The organism is Rufibacter roseolus, assembly GCF_017916365.1.
Classification (GTDB): domain Bacteria; phylum Bacteroidota; class Bacteroidia; order Cytophagales; family Hymenobacteraceae; genus Nibribacter; species Nibribacter roseolus.
Window position 1 is genome coordinate 2,252,482 of the sequence record NZ_JAFMSU010000001.1, and the last position, 19,174, is coordinate 2,271,655.

Consider the following 19,174-nt stretch of genomic DNA (forward strand, 5'->3'; position numbering starts at 1 on the left):
TAAATTACAGGAAATGACCGGAAAACGGCAGGGATAGGTTTGGAAAGGGTATAAAATGAAAAAGCCCGGAAAAACCGGGCCCCTTACACCAAACTAACAAACAAAACTTTAAACAAACCTAAATACTAAACAAGCCCGAGGGAAGAGCAGCCAGCTGAGAGGGAATCAGGGGCTGTTGGTCTCGTTTAGTGATACAAATATGCAGCGCTTTTGCCCCGCCGGCAACCCAAACAAGAGGAAACGGACTTTTTCCTGCCTGAAACCTGACAAAGCCGGAGTGAACCGGAATATAGCGGCGTGAATCGGACAAATCCACCTCTGAATCTGCCATCCAAAATCGCGGCTTTTTTGGTAAACCCAGTTGAAAATAATTGACCTGGATAGAAAATTCCGGGTTTGGCTTGGCGAAAAGCTCATTAATTATCTTCATCGGGTGAAAAACTGCTGCCTTTCTCTTTGGCCTCTGAATTCTGACGAAAGGCTCTAAAACCCTGATGAACCCTGATGGATCAGACTGAAACCGTCATCCAGGATGCCAAAGCCTTTCAGGCAATTTGCCTTGGTTTAACTAAACGGGTTCTTCCTGCACCATATTTCTAAACCTTACGGGTTTATAATTGAGATTCTTACGGAATTATCTGTTACTTTATGGAAAGAGCAATCAGGCTGGCTTTGTGAAAGGCTGGGGAGAAGTGTGTTGGAGGTGCAGTCGCTTTTTGGTTTTCGTCACCTATATTCATTTACTCACTCCCCTAAACTATAATGGCACCTTGCTTTAGAGACCCGCTCTTGCGGAGCATCATCAGAAAGTTCAGGAAAAAGCAGCCGCTTGTTCTGCTATGTCTGTTGCTCATTTCCTTTTCAAGTGCGGCGCAGTTTATTCCCAAGGGAGATGCTTCACAGATTTCTACCACTTGCTACAGAATCACTCCGGATGTTTCATCCCGGTTTGGCACCATCTGGTGGAAAGACAAAATAGACCTCACCAAACCCTTCGAGGTTTCTTTCATCATCTTTTTAGGCTCCAAAGATATTGATGGGGCAGACGGCATTGCATTTGTATTCCACAATGACCCCAGGGGCATGGAGGCCCGCGGAAGTTCAGGCAGTGGGCTGGGCTTTGGTTATGATGAATTCAACCCCAATGCGGGGAATGCCATCTCTCCATCTGTGGCCATTGAGTTTGATACCTTTGACAATACCACTATTTCCTCAGGCGTACCGGTCACAGGTGACATTCCCCAGGATCATACCACCGTGGTTTATAATGGTCTGGTAAGCACCCCAAAACTGGCCCCGGTTTTCATTGACCCAGACAAGCCCAACGTAGAGGATAATAAGTGCCACACCTACAAAATCACCTGGAACCCTGCCACCCAGGAACTGCAGCTTTTCTTTGACGGCAAGCGCCGGTTCAACCACCAGGATGACCTTGTAAGCAATGTTTTCGGGGGGGCGAAAGAGGTGTACTATGGTTTTACCGGTTCTACGGGTGGGCTCCAGAATGAACAGACCATTTGCATCATTGATCCTGCCAGCAAGCCTGAGGCCCGGAATGACCAGGGGCAGGCCCAGCCCCTGAAACCGATAACCTTGCCCGTGATGCAGAATGACCTCCATACCAAAAACGAGCCTATCAGAGTGACTAGGGTGGTCACAGGGCCGCAGCACGGAACTACCACTATTTTCGAAAATCAGGTCATCTACACGGCCAACCGGGGTTTTACCGGAGCCGATACCTTTGTGTACGAGGTCTGCGAGAGTGCCTCGGATCAATGCTACTCCAAATGCGCCACGGCCACCGTGACCATGCAGGTTTCTTGCCCACCCATGGCAACGCCCACCTTGCAGGCGAATGAAGCGCTGACCATCTGTGCCGGAAGCAAAATACAACTAACGGCTTCCCAGGGCGAAAACTATATGTACCAATGGCGCAGGAATGGCCAGCCCATAGGCGGAGCTGTCAGTGTCAACACACTGGAGGTGCAGGAGGCAGGTCAGTACTCCGCTGATGTCATCAATGCCTGTGGCGCCCTGCTCACGACCAATAATCTGACCGTTACATTGAAAGAGTTGCCATTAGCCCCCAAGGTGACCGGTGCCACTATCTGCGGACCGGGAAGCCTTACCTTACAAGCGGTGAGTAGCACCAACGTTGAAGCCTTCCGCTGGTATGATGCGCCTACGGCCACAGTTCCTATGGTTTTGAGTACGACCGGTACTTTCAAGACCCCTCATTTGACTAAAAGCACCACTTTCTATGTCTCAGTGGTCCAGAACGGCTGTGAAGGTCCAAAGGCTCCTGTAGAAGCCATTATACAGCCCTTACCCCTGGTGCAGGCAGGACCCGATGTCACCATCAACCTGGGGCAGAGCACAGAACTGCAGGCGAGCGGCGGGGTTTCATATTCCTGGCAGCCCACGGTGGGGCTAAGCAACCCTTCTGGCCCTGTGACCAAAGCTCAGCCGCAGGAGACGACGACCTATACCGTGATCGCACAAGATGCCCAAGGCTGCGAGAACCAGGCTTCGGTGACGGTAACCGTCACCAAAAACGTAGTCATTCCCACGGCTTTCTCCCCAAACGGCGATGGCACCAATGAGACCTGGGAAATCACCAACATCTTCATCTATCCTAACGCCACTCTCCGCGTCTTTGACCGTTGGGGCGGCAATGTTTATGAAGCCAAAGGCTACCGCAACGACTGGAACGGCACCCAAAAAGGAAAACCGCTGCCCGTAGGAACTTATTTCTACCACCTCAACCTTGACCAGGGTCGCACCCTGACGGGTTCTGTCTCTATTGTAAGATGAACTTCCGGACCCCTATTACCAGAATGCTGCTGCTGAGCGGCTGGCTTTTCGGTCTTTCTTTTTCTGTGGCCGGGCAGCAGAGACCTCAGTATACGCAGTACATGCTCAACAACTACGTACTGAACCCCGCCCTTACCGGCATTGAGGACTACCTGGATCTGAAACTCAGTACCCGGAGCCAGTGGGTGGGAATTGACGGCGCACCGCTCACGCTGTACCTCACGGGGCATACCAAACTCGGACTGAACAATCCTTCTTCCATCATAAACCAGGAGGATAACAAACAAGGAGACTTCGCGCCCACGCTTAAGGCGTACGGAACCCACCGGAAGCACAAGCCCCATCACGGCATAGGAGGAAGCATTCTGTATGACCGTATCGGGCCTTTTGTGCGCACCGAGGTGAATGCCACTTACGCTTACCATCTGTGGCTGAACCAGGGGCTGAAACTGTCTGCCGGCGCCTCAGCAGGGTTTCTGCGGCAATCCTTCCGGGCAGACAAGGTAACTTTTGCCGATCCCGCGGATATAGTCAACACGGGCCGTTCTTCTATAAACCCTAACTTCTCCCTGGGACTGTGGCTCTACTCCCAGAACTTCTATGCAGGGGTGTCAGGTGCCCAACTGCTGGGTCAGGACCTTTCCAGCCACAGTGAGACCAAGTTCCTACCCCATTACTTTGTGACCGGCGCCTATAAACTCAAAATATCGCCTGAGGTTGCCTTGGTACCCTCGGTGCTTATAAAATGGATGCGGCCTTTACCAGTTTCTATGGATTACAACCTTAAGGCCATCTATGATAACCGGTTCTGGTTGGGGGGCTCTTACCGGCAGGGAGAGAGTTTTGCCGCACTGGCGGGTTTATCTCTCAACTCTTTGCTTGAAATCAGTTACGCCTATGACCTGGGCACAGGGCCAGTCAGCAGGGAGGGCGCCGGCAGCCATGAGTTGCTGCTGGGCGTTCGGTTGTTTAATTATCGTCAGGCGGTGAGCCCCAGTAACCTGTGGTAAATCTGTGTAGCCGCTGAAACAGGACCTTCAGATAAAAGTGAAGGCCGGTCATTGAGAACTGTTTTAGGGCCTTTTTTAGAAAAGAGCAGGAATACGGGGGCGGTGCGTTGACAAAGGCCTAAAATGAAAAAGCCCGGAAAAACCGGGCCCCTTACACCAAACTAACAAACAAAACCTAATTTCTCTTCAAGTGCTGAGCTGTCTCAGCGGCCGTTCAGGCGATGGGGATTCATTCTCTGGGAGAAGACTCAGCCGCTTTCTGCCTGATTGGTGATACAAATATGCAGTGGTTTTGCGCCCTCGGCAACCTTAACCAGAGGAAGCGGGCCTTTTCCTGCCCGAAACCCGCAAAACACGGAGTGAACCGGGTAAGGCTGGCGTGAAGTGGAGTGGCCACTCATTTGTTAGTATCCGGCTATAAAGGTATAGTGATATTTGAATAAAATGGAAAAGCCATTCTGGGCAGAATGGCTTAATGGTAAAAGGGCAAAAAAAATGCTTAAAAGTAGTCTATTACCAGAGCGCAAGCGGATAGCAGAAGACTACTTTTAAGCTGAAATAGAGTGTGAATGTATAGTCTTTAACGACCTTAAAACATTAAGGTTTAAGTGAGTATAAAGAAATGTTAGATTTTTTTTCAAAAACCTCATTCTGGCCTTCCAGGAGCAATATTTTTAAAGTCTTGTCTCCGGTGTTCCAATTCTTGTACTGGGCAAGGTCCATCCACAGGCGATCGCCGGCTTTAACATTTACAATTTTCTCCTGACCGTCTGAAGTCACCATGCGCAGGGTTCCGTCAGTGGCGGCGTAAGCTTCCTGCTCTGGAGAGGCGTGGAAATCCAGGTACTCACCTGGTTTTAGTTCTAATGACAATATGCGCAGGTTATCGGTTTTCAAAACGTGTTTGAACACTTTGGTAGTGCGGGTGGTAGGTCCGTTGGCAGGAGTGTTTCCAGCGAAGGCAGGAACCAGGGTAAACAGGAAACAAACTGTGAAAAGAGCGGAGGTTAATTTAGTTTTCATAATGTTTTTATGGTTAAAATTTTTAAACTTTTTTAGAAGGAGTTGCCCTCTTTTGGGTTATCCCTTTTGATTATATAGATGCAAATTTGGGTAAAACGTTGCTTGGTTGCATGTTAATGGTTTGTTAAAAGGCTTAAATCCAGGATGAAGCCGAATAAACGGAAACTGAGGCTGCCTTTTTTGAGGATGAAGAAGACAAGAATTTTTTGCCTGTTTTCCTGAAAGAAGCCCCAGACTTCTTTTCGCTCCCGAACCACTAATTCTAAGACAGGGATAAGGTATTTTACCCTAGGAAAGCATAGGGCATTACTGACCAGGAAAGGAAATTATCCACCTGAAACCGGATAATCCCCCGCTGAACATAGTAAGTAAACCTCTCGGAGGAAGGCAGAAACGAATCGGGCCTGTTTTATAGAAAACAGGCCCGATTCGGCTGAAAGATATTGAATGAGAAGAGGTTAGGAGGGGTCTACGTCAATGACCACCCGGGCGTTCTTGAACTCTTTTGTCTTAAGCAGGCTTTGCACGGCGTCCAGCACCTGGAATTTAGACTCGCGCAGATGGTTGCTGTCGCGGTCCAGTTTCACGTGAATTTCCTGCAGGAACTGGTTCCTGATCTTGAAGATGTGCGGAGCCTCGGGGCCCAGAACGCCGGTTTTACCCAGCCGGTCCACCAGTTCTTTGGCCAGCAGAATGGCCGCAGCCTCGCAGGGCCTTGCCTCGGGGTGCTTCACCGTGAGCCTGATCATCCGCACGAAGGGCGGGTACCGGAACTTGCGGCGTTCCTCAATCTCCTGCTCGTACAGGCCACGGTAGTCGCCCTCAATCACCCGCTGGAAGATGTTCTGGTTGGGGTTAGCCGTCTGGATGAGGACCTTACCTTTGTTGCCTTTCCGGCCGGCCCGGCCACTTACCTGCACAAACAACTGGTACGCCCGCTCGTGCGCCCTGAAATCGGGGAAATGGATGATGCTGTCGGCGCTGAGGATGCCCACTAGGCTTACGTGCTCAAAATCCAGGCCTTTGGTCACCATCTGGGTGCCTACCAGCACATTGGTGCGCTGCTGCTCAAAGTCCTCAATGATCTGCTGGTGGCTGTTCTTACGTTTGGTGGTGTCCAGGTCCATGCGCTGGATGCGGGCCTCAGGCATGATCAGCTTCAGCTCGTCCTCAATCTTCTCCGTCCCGAAACCCACCGTCTTTAGCATGGTGGAGCCGCAGGCGGGGCAATCGGTTGGTTTGCGCTCGGTGTAGCCGCAGTAATGGCAACGGAGCTCGTTGGAGAACTTATGGTAAGAAAGACTCACGGCGCAGTTGCGGCACTTGGGAATCCAGGCGCAATCGTTGCAGTCAATGAATGGCGCGTAACCGCGGCGGTTCTGGAACAGGATGACCTGCTCATGGCGGAAGAGCGCGTCCTGGATATCGTGCACCAAGCGCTGCGAGAAATGGCTCATCATGTTCTTGCGCAGGCTCTCGCGGCGGGTATCTACCAACTCTACCTCGGGTAAGGTGGCCTCCCCGTAGCGTTCATGCAGGTTCACCAGGCCCCAGCGGCCGCTCTGGCAGTGGTAATAAGACTCAATGGACGGGGTGGCCGATCCCAGCAGCGTCTTGGCCCCCTGGAACTGCGCCATCATGAAAGCCACCTCGCGGGCATTGTAGCGGGGCGCCGGCTCATGCTGCTTATAGGAAGGCTCGTGCTCTTCGTCCACGATGATAAGCGACAGCGAATGGAACGGCAGAAACACCGAGGACCGCACGCCTACTACCACCTGGAACCGCCCCGACAGGATGCCGTTCCAGACTTCCACGCGCTCATTGTCTGAGAACTTGGAATGGTACACGCCCAACCTATCCCCGAACACGCGTTTAAGGCGAATCACAATCTGTGCCGTCAGCGCAATCTCAGGTAACAGGTACAGCACCTGGCCGCCGGCTTCTACGGCTTTCTGGATGAGGTCAATGTAGATCTCGGTCTTGCCGCTGCCAGTGATGCCGTGTAGCAACACCGTATTTTTCTCGTTGAACGTTTCCAGAATCTGGTCCCGGGCGGCCGTCTGGGCCGTAGATAGCTCAGAATGCAGGTAAGGACCACGGCCTTCAGCCTCAGGGAAACGACTCACCACCACGTCAAACTGCTCCAGCACGCCGTGCTTGAGTAAGGTATTGATGGCGGATAAGGACAGGTGGGGGTTAGACGTGAGTAAGTTTTTCTCCAGGCCTTCCTCATTCATGCGCAGGTTCTGAAGAATGGGCGTGAGCTGCACGTATTTTAGCAGCACATCCAGTTGCTTGGGTTTGGCTGCCAGCTGGTTGAAAAGCTCCTCCAGGGTCTCCTCATCGGTGGTAAACATAGGTGCCAAGCGCACCTTCTTTACCACTTTAGGGGCGTATTTCTCGGCTATTTCCTCATAGATGATGATGATCTCCTTGAGCAAAAGCGACTTGATGATCTTATGGAAGCTGGTGAGCTGCAGCAGTTGGCCTACCTCCGTGAAGGTGAGGTGCTGTTTCTGGCGCAACGCGAAAATGATCTTCTCTTCATGACCCGTGAGGGGCCACTCATTCGTATCGGGGTGGAACTGCGGGTGCAGCTGGATTTTTGACTCGCTGCTGAGTTTCAGGGCCGAGGGGAGGGCCGCGTTGATCACCTCGCCTAAGGTGCAGAGATAGTACTCGGCCATCCAGAGGAAAAGACGCAGCTGTGGACCGGTGACCACGGGCTTCTCGTCAATGACTTCCAGCAGGTATTTGGCCTGATAATCTTTGGGCGGCTGTTCATGCACGCGTGCCACCACGCAGCTCAGTACTTTCTTGGAGCCAAACTGCACCAAGACGCGGGCACCTACCAGCACCTCATCGCTCATCTGGTAAGGAACCCGGTACGTGTAAAGCTTGGGAAGGGGTAAAGGCAAAATGACGTCCGCGAACAGGGTAATCCGTTCAGGGACGTCATCAGCAGGAATATGAAATTCTAATTCTGGTGTCAAAGCGTCCGGTTTGGGCCAAAGTTCGGAAAAACAGCCCGGAAACGGAAACTTTCCTTATTTCACCTGGTACTCTTCTACCAGTAAGACAACTTTTTTGTCTTGGGTAGCTTTATCTTGCAGCACTGTGGTATACAGCAGCACCGGCTCGTCTTCGCGGACCTCAATCCCCAGCTGGTCTACCAAGGTGGATTTAACCGGCAGCCAGACTTCTTTGTCAGCGGAGGTGAAAAGGACTTCTTTGCGGTATTGGCGGATGCTGCCCGGCTTAAAGCCATTGTTTTTCATGCGCTGGATGTTCTCCAGGCTGATGTTGCGGGTTTTGCCCTCGTACACCAGGGATAAACGGCAGGCCGAAAGGTCTATCTGTCCCGAAGGAGCTTGGGAAACGGCTGGTGCCGGGCTTTGCAGGGCTTCTAGAGTGGTTTCTGGGTGGGTTTTCTGTAAACGCTTCCAGTAACCGTCTCCATTCTGGGAATAGGCAAAAGCCGCGCAGGCAAGCCAAAGGCCGCCCATTATTAATAACTTCTTCACGTTAGCTTGGGTTTAGGTTATGGGAAGGCAACAGCTGGAAAACCTAATCGGTTCTACCGTTGAGCGAAAAACATGATTTTATTCGTAACCTTAAATATTTGTTTTCCTTAATACAACCTGGCAGAAAAAAGGATCGGCTTTCTCCCGTTAGAGAAACCCGATCCTTTTTTCACGCCTGATAAGTAGTTCTTAGATGTGGCTTACCTGTTCCAGGGCTTCGGCTACGGATTGCACCGGCAGCTGGCAGGCCAGGTTGTAGCAGACGTAGATGGTGGTTTGCCCCTGGTAAGCGGTTCTGTCTTCCAGCAGCGGCAGGGTAGAGCTGCCTTCTTCCTTCGTGCCTACCAGCAACGCGTTAGGGAGGAAGTGCTGCTGCAGCAGAGTCCGGAAAGAATGCGCTTCTGGGCCTACGATGGCGATCTCGGCGGTGGGTTTCAGCTTCAGGAAATACAGCGAGGCCCAGTTGGCCAGGTGCGAAGGCTCCTGCACCACCAGGTCGCGTACCCGGGAAAGCATGCGGTCTGAGAGGCTGGAATAGCGCTCTTTTTCCAAAAACAGGCCTAAAAAGTGCAGGTTCATGGCCATCACGGAGTTAGAGGCCGGTACTACGTTATCAAAGATCTCTTTCTTGCGAGCGATCAGCTGTTCACCCGCGTTGCTGGTAAAGAAGAAGAGGTCTTCCTTGGGGTCAAAGAAGTGGGCCAGCGTGTAGTCGGTGAGTTTCCGGGCTTCTTTGAGCCAGTTTTCCTCAAACGTGATTTGGTACAATCCCAGCAGAGCCTGGATCAGGAGAGCGTAATCTTCCAGGAAACCGTCAATGGTGGCTTTGCCTTCTTTGTAATTGTGGAAGAGCTGATCTCCCTGTTTCACGTGACGCAGCAGGAAATGCGCGTTGGTGCAGGCAAGTTCAAGAATTCTGGCTTCGCCGAAGGCGCGGTATGCATCGGTGAGCCCGATGAGCATGAGCGCGTTCCAGGATGTCAGGATTTTGTCATCCAGGCCGGGGCGGATGCGCGTTGCACGGGCTTGCAATAAGCTGTCTTTCCAGTTCTGCACGTGTTCCTGCAGTTCTTCCAACGAAAGTCCCTGGTCAGCGGCGAAGGCTTCATCGGTCTGGCGGCGGTGCAGGATATTCACACCGTGCTCCCAGTTGCCTTCAGGGGTGGTATTGTAGTATTTGCCCGCCAGCTCGGCTTCCTCACCCAGGATCTCATTCAGCTCGGTTTGGGTGAAGACGTAGAACTTGCCTTCCTCGCCTTCGCTGTCGGCATCCAGGGAAGAGTAGAAGCCTCCCTCGGGGCTCGTGAGCTCGCGTTCCACAAAGGCGATGGTTTCCATCACCACCTGGCGGTACAGCTCGTTACGGGTCACTTGGTAGGCCTCGGAGTACAGACTGATGAGCTGGCCGTTGTCATAGAGCATCTTCTCAAAGTGGGGCACGAGCCAATCCTCATCAGTGGAATATCGGGCGAAGCCGCCGCCCACCTGGTCATAGATGCCCCCAAACGCCATTTCCTCCAGCGTGAGGTTTACTTGTTCCAGGGCCGCCGGGTCCTGGCTGTGGTGGTAATAGCGCAGCAGAAAGCGCCAGATACTGGGCATAGGGAACTTAGGTGCGCCGCTGGTACCGCCCCGCTTCAGGTCAAAACGGCCTTTCAACCGCCCGAACATCTGCTCAAAGTCAGCTGGGTTGAAATCTGAGTTGCTTTCTTGTAAACCGTACTTGGCCAGCTCGCTTTGGTTTAGGTGCTGCACAAACTGATCAGCGGACTGGTCCAGTTCCTTGCGGCTTTTAGCATAGGCATCGGCGATGCTCTGGAGTAGCTGGATCCAGTTCTGGGGCGGGAAATAGGTGCCGCCGTAGAAAGGTTTAGCGTCTGAATTGAGGAATACGTTCAGGGGCCAGCCGCCCTGTAGTCCCATGGCTGTCAGGGCATCCATGTACACCTGGTCCACGTCGGGGCGCTCCTCGCGGTCTACCTTTATGCATACAAAGTGCTGGTTCATAACCCTGGCGATGGTTTCCTGCTCAAAGGATTGATGCTCCATTACGTGGCACCAGTGGCAGGCAGCATACCCGATGCTCACCAGAATGGGCTTCTGCTCGGCTTTGGCTTTCTCAAGCGCCTCTGGTCCCCAAGGGTACCAATCTACGGGGTTAAAGGCGTGTTGCAGCAGATAAGGGCTGGATTCCTGGGCAAGGCGGTTGGGCTTTCTTTCCATAGGTAGGTGGGTAAGGTCAAACGGCGTTTAGCGGCTCATTTTCTGAAAAGACGCGCCAAACGGAATTATTGCATACGCAATTGGCGCTGCACCGTGTCAATTTCCGCCTGCACATCGGCTTCCTGGGCTAGTTTATGCAACTTTTGCAGGAGTTTCTGGAGGAATTTCTGGTGCGCCGGACTATCTGGGTGAAAGCTTTTGTGGCCTAACTCGCGTTGCACCTCGGCCCAGCGGGAGAGAAATTGCGTGAAAGCGTCATCGGCATATGCCTGGATAAACTTCTCCCAGATGTAACTTTCTGCCATTTGGGTGGGGTGCAGCAGATCATCGGCGTAAAAGCGGTAGTCGCGAAGGTCATCCAGCAGCAGCTCATAGGCCGGGAAGTAGGTGAGGTAGGGGTGTTGTTCCTGGGCCAGGTGTGCGGCCACCCGCAGTAGACTTTTGCTTACGCTGTTAAGCGGAAGGGTGTCTTTGAGGTGGCGTACAGGGCTTACCGTGAGAATGACCTGGATGTAGGGGCAGTGGGTTTTCAGGAGCTGGAGCGTCTGCCGGGTGTCTTCGGTAATTTCTTCCAGTGAAAGTAGGCGTTTGGTAAAGGCTTTTTGGGGCACTTTATGGCAATTGGCCACTAAAACGCCGTTGTCCTGTCGTTCATAGACGTAGGCAGTACCCCAGGTAAGCATCACGGCCTGGCTTTGCTTTATAAAGGCGTGCGCCTCCTGCAATTTTTCCCGCAGCATCTGCAGCAGCACTTCAAAATCTGGATGCGAGAATGAGGAGTGGAAATCATAATGGTACCAGATGCCATTTTGCTGCACAAGGCCCTCTGCCAGATTAGTCTCATCCTGCTCCAGCACGGCGCGCAGCAGTTTATGGATGGACAACGGATTGAAGATAGTCCCGAACGGATTGACCAGCACGTTGGCTTTGGCCTCCTGCAACCTCTTGCCCATCACTTCCGCAAAACAAGAACCTATGGTGAAAATACCCTGGGTACGGGAAAGTTGCTGGGAAGCAGGAGATACGTTGATTTCGGTCCGGAACTGCATAGCAGAAGAGGCGTTTGGCCTGCGAAGGTACTTATTTTTGTGTTTACGCTTCCGGCACCACAATAGGGTAGAGCTGCTCCACCGATTGGATAGTGAAGGTAGGCTCCGCGGCCAGGCAGGTTTCTTCGGCTCCGTAGCCGTAGGCAGCCCAGCAGGAGGGAAGCCCCGCGTTTTTAGCGAAGAAGAGATCGGCATCAGTGTCGCCCACCATTAAGACCTGCAAGGGACTGAACCTTGGGTAGTGGGTTTTGATTACCTGCTCATACGCCATGGGGTGCGGTTTCTTCTTAAGGGGTAAATTAGGGTTGTCGCCAATTACCAGGTCAAAGTACCGGCAAATGTCAAAGCGCTCCAGGGCGTCTTCAATTGCCCGTTGTCCCTTGTTACTGATGACCACGCAATTAATGTCTTTGTCTTTCAACCGGGACAGTAATTCATTCACTCCGGGGAACAAAGTAGTGAGTCGGCCGCCGTCTGTGTCATAGATATGCCGGTAATGCAAAACCCACTCCTCCAGCTCAGGCTTCTTATGCTCGCCTCGTAAAGGTGGGTAAAGCATGGGCAGGAATTCAGAGAGATTGCCGCCGGTGCCAATGGCTTGCTTCACCTTTTCGGGCGGAGGCGGTGTAATTCCTTTCTGTTCAAAGGCCTGATGGAAGGTATACTGGATGGCTTCCTCTGTATCGCAGAGGGTGCCGTCAAAATCAAAGATGACTACCGGGTAAGGAACCATATAAGCGTATTAAGGAGTCTCACTGCCAACCGCGCACGGCAGCCTTGGCAAAGCTAAGGGTTTGGGTAATAACTTAGGTATCAGGCTGCTGAATATACTTTGGCGTTTGAAAGGCGTTTTCCTGAAAACGGGCAAGAAGCATGTAGGCCAACCAACAGCTACTTCGCTTTGGGCCATTGGTAAACCACAAAGTACGAACCCATTTTACCCATTGCCCTAAAACAAAACATCCTGCCGGGTCTCGGCAGGATGTTTGAATATCTAAGAAGCAGCTAAAATTAAGCGGCTACTACGTTGAAGCGGATTTGATGCTTCACTTCTTTGTGCAGGTTGAGGGTAGCGGTGTACTCGCCTAATGATTTAACCTCCTGGTCAAAATCAACACGCTTACGGTCTACATCGTAACCAAGGGCTTTCAAAGCCTCAGAAACTTGCAGGGTAGTCACAGCACCGAAGATTTTACCGGACTCACCAGCCTTAGCAGGGATTTCCAATAAAGTATCACCAATACGGTTGGCCAATTCCTGCGCATCTTTCTGGATCTTCTCTGCTTTGTGGGCAGCCTGACGGGTGTTCTCAGCTACCACTTTACGGGCAGAAGGAGTAGCCATTTCAGCTAAGCCTTGAGGGATCAAATAGTTGCGGCCGTAACCTGCTTTTACAGTAACGATATCGTTTTTATAGCCAACGCCTTTAACGTCATCTTTAAGAATAACTTCCATCTGTATTTACCTCCTTATTTTAAAGAATCTGTTACATAAGGCAAAATAGCCAAGTGGCGTGCTCTGGCAACCGCCTGAGATACACGACGCTGGAACTTTAAGCTGGTACCAGTTAAACGGCGTGGCAACAGTTTGCCTTGCTCGTTCACGAACTTCAATAAGAAGTTACCATCTTTATAGTCAATGTACTGAATCCCGTTCTTCTTGAAACGGCAGTATTTCTTGCGCGTGTCTTGCTTGTGGATTTTTTCGTTTACTAAACTCATGACGCTTGGGCCTCCTTCTCTTTTTTAGATGATTTGAATTCACCGTTTCTGCGGCGCTCGTTGTAAGCAACTGCGTGCTTATCCAGGGCAGTGGTCAGGAAGCGGATGATTTTCTCATCGCGACGGAAGGCCAGTTCTAACTGATCAACAATTGTTGCTGGACCTTGGAATTCAACGAGGTGGTAGAAACCAGTGTTTTTCTTCTGGATTGGGTAAGCCAGTTTTTTTAGGCCCCAGTTCTCCTCGTGAATAATGTCGGCGCCATTTTCCTTAAGCACCTGTCTGAACTTCTCGACCGTCTCCTGCATCTGAACCTCGTTCAACAACGGGGTCATGATGTAGAGTACTTCGTAATTTTTTAAAGTCATTTGAAAAAATGATTTTGGTTCGAAGGGGCAAAGGTAAGATGATTTATGACAAGAACCAAAAATCACCACAGATTAAGTAGAGGAACTAAAGTTAAAGGCTAAGCAGTACCGTATTTATACGGTTTTTTTAAAACCGGGCCATAAACCCATGGGTGCACAGTCTAAGTGAAATCCAGAGCTCAGTTTCTTGGCAAATAGGAGAATGCCCGGACCCTTCCCAGAAAAGCCTGCTTACCTCGGCCACTCTATAATATATAGTGTGCAGAAAAAAGCTTTGCTGCACCACAGGAGTATTATGCTATTTTGCTAAAGACAATAGCCGCCTTATGCTCAAGCCACAAGACTATCGGTTTAGGAAAAGTCGTTTAGCCTTGAGAACAGCCATCTTGAACAGAACGGGAAAGAACCAGCCAGAGCCTCAGCAAAGAGAAGTCAGCCTGTCTACACTATATATATAAGGAGTAAACAACTTTGCAGCAGAAGAGAAGGAAAGGCTGCTCGGGCTGGTTTAAATAAATGAGAAAATTTGCAGAAACTAGCCCGGTGAACCTGAAAAGACCCCTTTAGCGGGTGTTTTATAACTATTAAAAGCAATCTTGTCCACAGTAGTTTGTTGAAGTTTTAAGGGAGCCTCAGGTGAAAACTGAAATATGTTCAACTTTATTGGTGACAAACGCTGAAAAAAGTATAAAAACAGCTTTAAGCGCGACTTTTCAGGTTTATATACTAATACAAGATTAGTATAAATGCTGTTTTCTTAAATAGGAACTTAAAATAGGATTTTACCTGAGAAGAAGGTTTGAAAGAAAGGAGTGAGCCATCTTAGTTGAACAAGGTTGAAGCGATCTGTGAACAGGATGAAGAAATAGGATTGAGTAATTTATAAATGTTCTAAATAGTGCTTAAACAGGCTGTTATAAAGGGTTTATCATAGGAAACTACCTCATTTCAGGGGTCTTTTTATACCCTAAAAATAAGGAATATTGTGTTTGATTAATGGTGTTCGGGTAGTAGATTTGTGCCCGTAATGTACTTTCACTATTCTTAACACTACAATTAAGCTATGATTAGCTGTAAAAAGAGAGCAAAATATACTTTCCTACTCCCTTTTCTCTTCATCTTCTTTGTTTTTTCATCCGCCTTCGCACAGGCGCCTGAAGAAGCGGGTGCTGTTGGGAAAGCTGGCGTAACTCCGGCCCCAGCGGCAGCGGGCGCCGGTGCAGGAGGCGGTGCTGACGCAGGCGTTATTGACAACGGCATGACTCTTTTCAAAAACAACTGTGTGCAGTGTCACTCAGTAGGTGAAGATGTTGTGGTTGGGCCTGGCCTGCGTGATGTGCACAAGAGAAGATCAGAAGCCTGGTTGCTGAAATGGATCAAGAACTCCAGTGCCCTGATCCAAAGCGGAGACAAAGACGCAGTAGCGGTTTTTAACAAGTTTGCGAAACAGCAAATGCCTTCTTTCGCATTCTCTGATGAGGAAATCGGTTCTATCATTGCCTATATCAAAAGCGAAAGCGCAGCTCCTGCAACCGCTGCGGCTCCATCTGCCGGTCCTGAAACCAAACCAGGTGAGAAAGTAGGCGAGAATGCTGTAGGTAACGTAGGTGGCACAGTTGATCTTCTGCTAATCGTATTGGTAGTAGTGTTGATTGTATTGGTAATTACCTTGTTGATTATTGCCTCTGTTCTTAAAAACTACCTTAAAGGAAAAGGCGATTTGACTGGTGCTGAGCAGGAAATGCTGGAGCGCAGAACCAACTTCGCCAATATCTATAAGTCTAAGGCGGTTAGAATCATTGTAGGTCTGATCTTCGTGGTGGTGCTGGTTGATATCTCCATTGATAAAGTAATGGGTATTGGTATTCACCAGGGTTATGCCCCAAGACAGCCAATCGCTTTCTCCCACAAACTGCACGCTGGTGATCACCAGATCAACTGTAACTATTGCCACACCTCTGTTTATAAGAGCTCAAGTGCCAATATTCCATCGGCTAACATCTGTATGAACTGCCACAGCCAGATCAAGAAAGAGTCGCCGGAAATCCAAAAGATCTATCGTGCTATTGAAAACAACAAGCCAATTGAGTGGGTGAGGGTACATAACCTGCCTGACTTGGCTTACTTCAACCACTCTCAGCACACAAAAGTGGGTGGCGTAGAGTGTCAGACTTGCCACGGCCCTATTGAGACAATGGAAGTTGTAGCACAATACTCTCCATTGACCATGGGTTGGTGTATTGATTGCCACAGAAATACCCCTCTTAATACTGAAGGCAATGCTTACTATGACAACTTAGTAAAGTTGCATGAGAAGCAATCAAAAGGCGCGTTCATTGTTGCGTCTAACGGTGGTACAGAATGTTCTAAGTGCCACTACTAATCAATTCCATATCCTGAATTTGAGTTTTTGAGATATATGCAAGAAACAATTAAATACTGGAGAGGGGTAGAGGAGTTAAACAATACTCCGGAATTCCAGAAGAATGCTCACAACGAGTTTCCTGAGTTCCTGCCAGTAAGTGAGGCTAACGGAGGAGATACTTCTTCCCAAGTGGCTCCCAGACGTGATTTCTTAAAGTTATTGGGTTTTGGTGTGGCAGCCGCTACGCTTGCCTCCTGTGAGGCCCCGGTACGTAAAGCAATCCCATACCTTAACAAGCCAGAAGAAGTAGAGCCAGGTGTTCCTAACTGGTATGCCTCTACTTATTTCATGGGTGATATCTACAACCCAATCCTGGTGAAAACCCGGGAAGGTCGTCCTATCAAAGTAGAAGGAAACACGCTTTCTCCTATCACAGGTGGCGGTACCCATTCTCGTTCACAGGCTTCCTTGCTGACGTTGTATGATAACAACCGTTTAAAAGGACCAGTTGCCAAAGGAAAAGCAACTACCTGGCAGGCAATTGACCAGGAAATCCGTACCCGGTTAACCGGAGTGCAGGGCAGAGTGGTATTGGTGTCAAACACCATCATCAGCCCAAGCACCAAAGCGGTAATCCGTGATTTTGGTGCCCAGTTCCCTGCTTTCGAGCACGTAACATATGATGCAAACTCTGCTTCAGCGTTGCTGCGTGCCAATGGTGGCCTGGTGCCAGGTTATGATTTCAGCAAAGCCAGAGTGATCGTTTCCATCGGGGCCGATTTCCTGGGAAGCTGGATTTCTCCAGTGGAGTATTCAAGACAATACATCACCAACCGTAAAGTAACGGCAGACAAACCAACCATGTCTCGTCACTACCAGTTTGAGACTTTCATGTCTATGACTGGAGCCAACGCAGACGTACGTGTACCAGTGAAACCATCTGAGTATGGTGCCGTGGTTGCTGCTTTATATAACAGAATTGCTGGCGGTACCGGTGGAGCAGCCATCCAGGCGCCATCTACCCGCGTTACGAAGCAAATTGACGCCGCTGCCAAAGAATTGTTGGCCAGCCGTGGAGCTGCTTTGGTAGTATCAGATTCTAATGATCCTGCGGTTCAGACGTTGGTAACTGCTATCAACGGAGCATTAGGAGCCAACGGAACTACCATAAATACCGCTGCTCCATCTTACGTTCGTCAGGGAGATGATTCCCGCATGCTGCGCCTCATCAATGACATGAACGCCGGAGCTGTTGGCGCTGTGATTTTCTACGGAGCTAACCCAGTTTATGACCATCCGCTTAGCGCACAGGTTGTAAACGGTCTGAAGAAAGTAGGCGTGAAAATCTCTTTCGCAGACAGAGTTGATGAGACTGCCGCTTTGGTAGACTACGTTTGCCCAGACAACCACTTCCTGGAGTCATGGAATGACTATGAGCCTAAGAGAGGTTTCTTAAGCCTTGCGCAGCCAACCATCACCAATATCTTCAATACAAGACAGGCGCAGGATTCCTTATTGAAATGGACGGGTTCTACCTCCGATTTCTATACTGTTATCCAACGTACATGGTCAGGTATTGTAGGAGGTGCGGCTGGTTGGGATAAAGTAGCCCACGACGGAGTTGCCACCGGAACCACTGGTGCCAACGAGCCTACCGCTCCTGTTGCCCCAATGACGCTGGCTGCTGCTGCCGTAAGCATCAATAAAGGTGGACGTGCCGCAGGTGGAAACAACCTAGAGCTTGAGATTTACGAGAAAGTAGCGATTGGCGCTGGACAGCACACCAACAACCCTTGGTTGCAGGAGATGTCTGACCCAACTACCAAAGCTACCTGGGATAACTACGCCGCCATTTCTACTGCTACTGCCAAGAGATTGGAGATTGAGCAGAATGATGTGATCAGGGTAACTGCCAATGGAAAATCCATTGAATTACCTGCGCTTATCCAGCCTGGTCAGGCAGTTGACACCATCGCTATCGCTATTGGATACGGCCGTACCCATGCAGGTCAAGCAGGAAACAACGTAGGAGCCAATGTGTATCCTTTGGTATCCGTAACTGGAGATTCTCTTCAGTTTGCTAATACTGTATCCATCACCAAAGTTGGTGCTGATAAACCAATTGCTCAGACCCAGACGCACCATACCGTAATGGGACGTATTGTGGTACAGGAGAATACCCTGGCTAACTACCAGAAAGATCCTAAGAGCGTAACGGAGTATATTAAAATTGCTACCCCGGACGGTCCTCAGAAACCACAGAAAATCTCACTTTGGCAGGATTATGAGTACAAGAACCACCATTGGGGTATGGTCATTGACCTGAACTCTTGTATTGGTTGCGGAACTTGTACCATCAGCTGCCAGGTAGAAAACAACGTACCGGTAGTAGGTAAGCAAGAAGTACTGAACCGCCGCGAAATGCACTGGTTACGTATTGACCGTTACTACAGCAGTGATTCAACCCGTGAGGACGGCGGCTTTGAGAAAATGGAGAATCCTTCAGAGAATCCTTCCGTTATCTTCCAGCCAATGCTTTGCCAGCACTGTAACCACGCACCATGTGAGACAGTATGTCCGGTAGCAGCTACCATGCACAGCACCGAAGGTATCAACCAGATGGTGTACAACCGTTGCGTGGGTACCCGTTACTGCGCAAACAACTGCCCGTATAAAGTGCGTCGTTTCAACTGGTTCAACTATGCCAACAACGAGAAGTTCGACTACCAAATGAACAACGACCTCGGTAAAATGGTGTTGAACCCAGATGTGACCGTGCGTTCACGCGGTGTAATGGAGAAGTGCTCCTTCTGCGTACAACGTATCCAATACGGTAAATTGGAAGCTAAGAAAGAAAGCCGTCGTCCGGTGGATGGAGAGATTGTCACTGCATGTGCGCAGGCTTGCCCAACCAACGCAATCATATTCGGGGATATGCTGGATCCAAACAGCCAGGTATCACAAATCCTGAACAGAGAGAAAGGCGAACGTGCTTTCCACGTATTGGAAGAGTTGAACACTCAGCCAAACGTGACTTACTTAACCAAAATCAGAAACCAAGCTTAATTTAACTCAAA

At 50.1% G+C, this 19,174-nt stretch carries 14 protein-coding genes; 4 read left to right on the plus strand and 10 right to left on the minus strand.

The features are described from left to right. Positions 1–118: 118 nt before the first annotated feature. Positions 119–430, minus strand: coding sequence for a hypothetical protein (locus J3P35_RS08875; RefSeq protein WP_210463968.1), 312 nt, complete (start codon positions 428–430; stop codon positions 119–121). Between the two features lie 332 nt (positions 431–762). On the opposite strand from J3P35_RS08875, the gene J3P35_RS08880 reads away from it, so the two are divergent. Both J3P35_RS08880 and J3P35_RS08885 read left to right on the plus strand, forming a co-directional pair. Next, a complete protein-coding gene (locus J3P35_RS08880) occupies positions 763–2,814 on the plus strand; it encodes a lectin-like domain-containing protein (protein WP_210463969.1) in 2,052 nt (683 codons plus the stop codon). Next, entirely contained in the window at positions 2,811–3,824 is a 1,014-nt protein-coding gene (locus J3P35_RS08885; protein ID WP_210463970.1) for a PorP/SprF family type IX secretion system membrane protein, read from the plus strand. The genes J3P35_RS08880 and J3P35_RS08885 overlap by 4 nt, the downstream gene beginning before the upstream one ends. A gap of 597 nt (positions 3,825–4,421) precedes the next feature. On the opposite strand, the gene J3P35_RS08890 is transcribed toward J3P35_RS08885, so the two are convergent. The 9 genes from J3P35_RS08890 to rpsF all read right to left on the minus strand — a co-directional run bounded on the left by J3P35_RS08890 (position 4,422) and on the right by rpsF (position 13,732). Continuing rightward, the gene (locus J3P35_RS08890) at positions 4,422–4,847 is read right to left on the minus strand and encodes a hypothetical protein (RefSeq protein WP_210463971.1); all 426 of its coding nucleotides are present in this window, start codon (positions 4,845–4,847) and stop codon (positions 4,422–4,424) included. A 458-nt stretch (positions 4,848–5,305) separates the two neighbouring features. After that, the gene (gene priA, locus J3P35_RS08895; RefSeq protein WP_210463972.1) at positions 5,306–7,840 is read right to left on the minus strand and encodes a replication restart helicase PriA; all 2,535 of its coding nucleotides are present in this window, start codon (positions 7,838–7,840) and stop codon (positions 5,306–5,308) included. A 54-nt stretch (positions 7,841–7,894) separates the two neighbouring features. Further along, positions 7,895–8,371 (minus strand): hypothetical protein, encoded by a 477-nt coding sequence (locus J3P35_RS08900; protein WP_210463973.1) that lies wholly within the window; start codon positions 8,369–8,371, stop codon positions 7,895–7,897. A gap of 189 nt (positions 8,372–8,560) precedes the next feature. After that, positions 8,561–10,594 (minus strand): thioredoxin domain-containing protein, encoded by a 2,034-nt coding sequence (locus tag J3P35_RS08905; protein WP_210463974.1) that lies wholly within the window; start codon positions 10,592–10,594, stop codon positions 8,561–8,563. Positions 10,595–10,659: 65 nt separating this feature from the next. Next, the gene (locus J3P35_RS08910; protein WP_210463975.1) at positions 10,660–11,643 is read right to left on the minus strand and encodes a GSCFA domain-containing protein; all 984 of its coding nucleotides are present in this window, start codon (positions 11,641–11,643) and stop codon (positions 10,660–10,662) included. Between the two features lie 43 nt (positions 11,644–11,686). Further along, entirely contained in the window at positions 11,687–12,376 is a 690-nt protein-coding gene (locus J3P35_RS08915; protein WP_210463976.1) for an HAD family hydrolase, read from the minus strand. Between the two features lie 278 nt (positions 12,377–12,654). Continuing rightward, the gene (gene rplI / locus J3P35_RS08920) at positions 12,655–13,098 is read right to left on the minus strand and encodes a 50S ribosomal protein L9 (RefSeq protein ID WP_210463977.1); all 444 of its coding nucleotides are present in this window, start codon (positions 13,096–13,098) and stop codon (positions 12,655–12,657) included. Between the two features lie 14 nt (positions 13,099–13,112). Continuing rightward, positions 13,113–13,364, minus strand: a complete 252-nt coding sequence (gene rpsR / locus J3P35_RS08925; RefSeq protein ID WP_048921044.1) for a 30S ribosomal protein S18 — start codon at positions 13,362–13,364, stop codon at positions 13,113–13,115. Then, complete coding sequence (gene rpsF, locus J3P35_RS08930) at positions 13,361–13,732, minus strand: 30S ribosomal protein S6 (protein WP_210463978.1); 372 nt, start codon at positions 13,730–13,732, stop codon at positions 13,361–13,363. The genes rpsR and rpsF overlap by 4 nt, the downstream gene beginning before the upstream one ends. A gap of 1,063 nt (positions 13,733–14,795) precedes the next feature. On the opposite strand from rpsF, the gene J3P35_RS08935 reads away from it, so the two are divergent. Together J3P35_RS08935 and J3P35_RS08940 are read left to right on the plus strand one after the other, a co-directional pair. Beyond that, positions 14,796–16,115 (plus strand): c-type cytochrome, encoded by a 1,320-nt coding sequence (locus J3P35_RS08935; RefSeq protein ID WP_246850044.1) that lies wholly within the window; start codon positions 14,796–14,798, stop codon positions 16,113–16,115. A 36-nt stretch (positions 16,116–16,151) separates the two neighbouring features. Continuing rightward, positions 16,152–19,163, plus strand: coding sequence for a TAT-variant-translocated molybdopterin oxidoreductase (locus J3P35_RS08940; protein WP_210463979.1), 3,012 nt, complete (start codon positions 16,152–16,154; stop codon positions 19,161–19,163). The last annotated feature ends 11 nt before the right edge of the window (positions 19,164–19,174 follow it).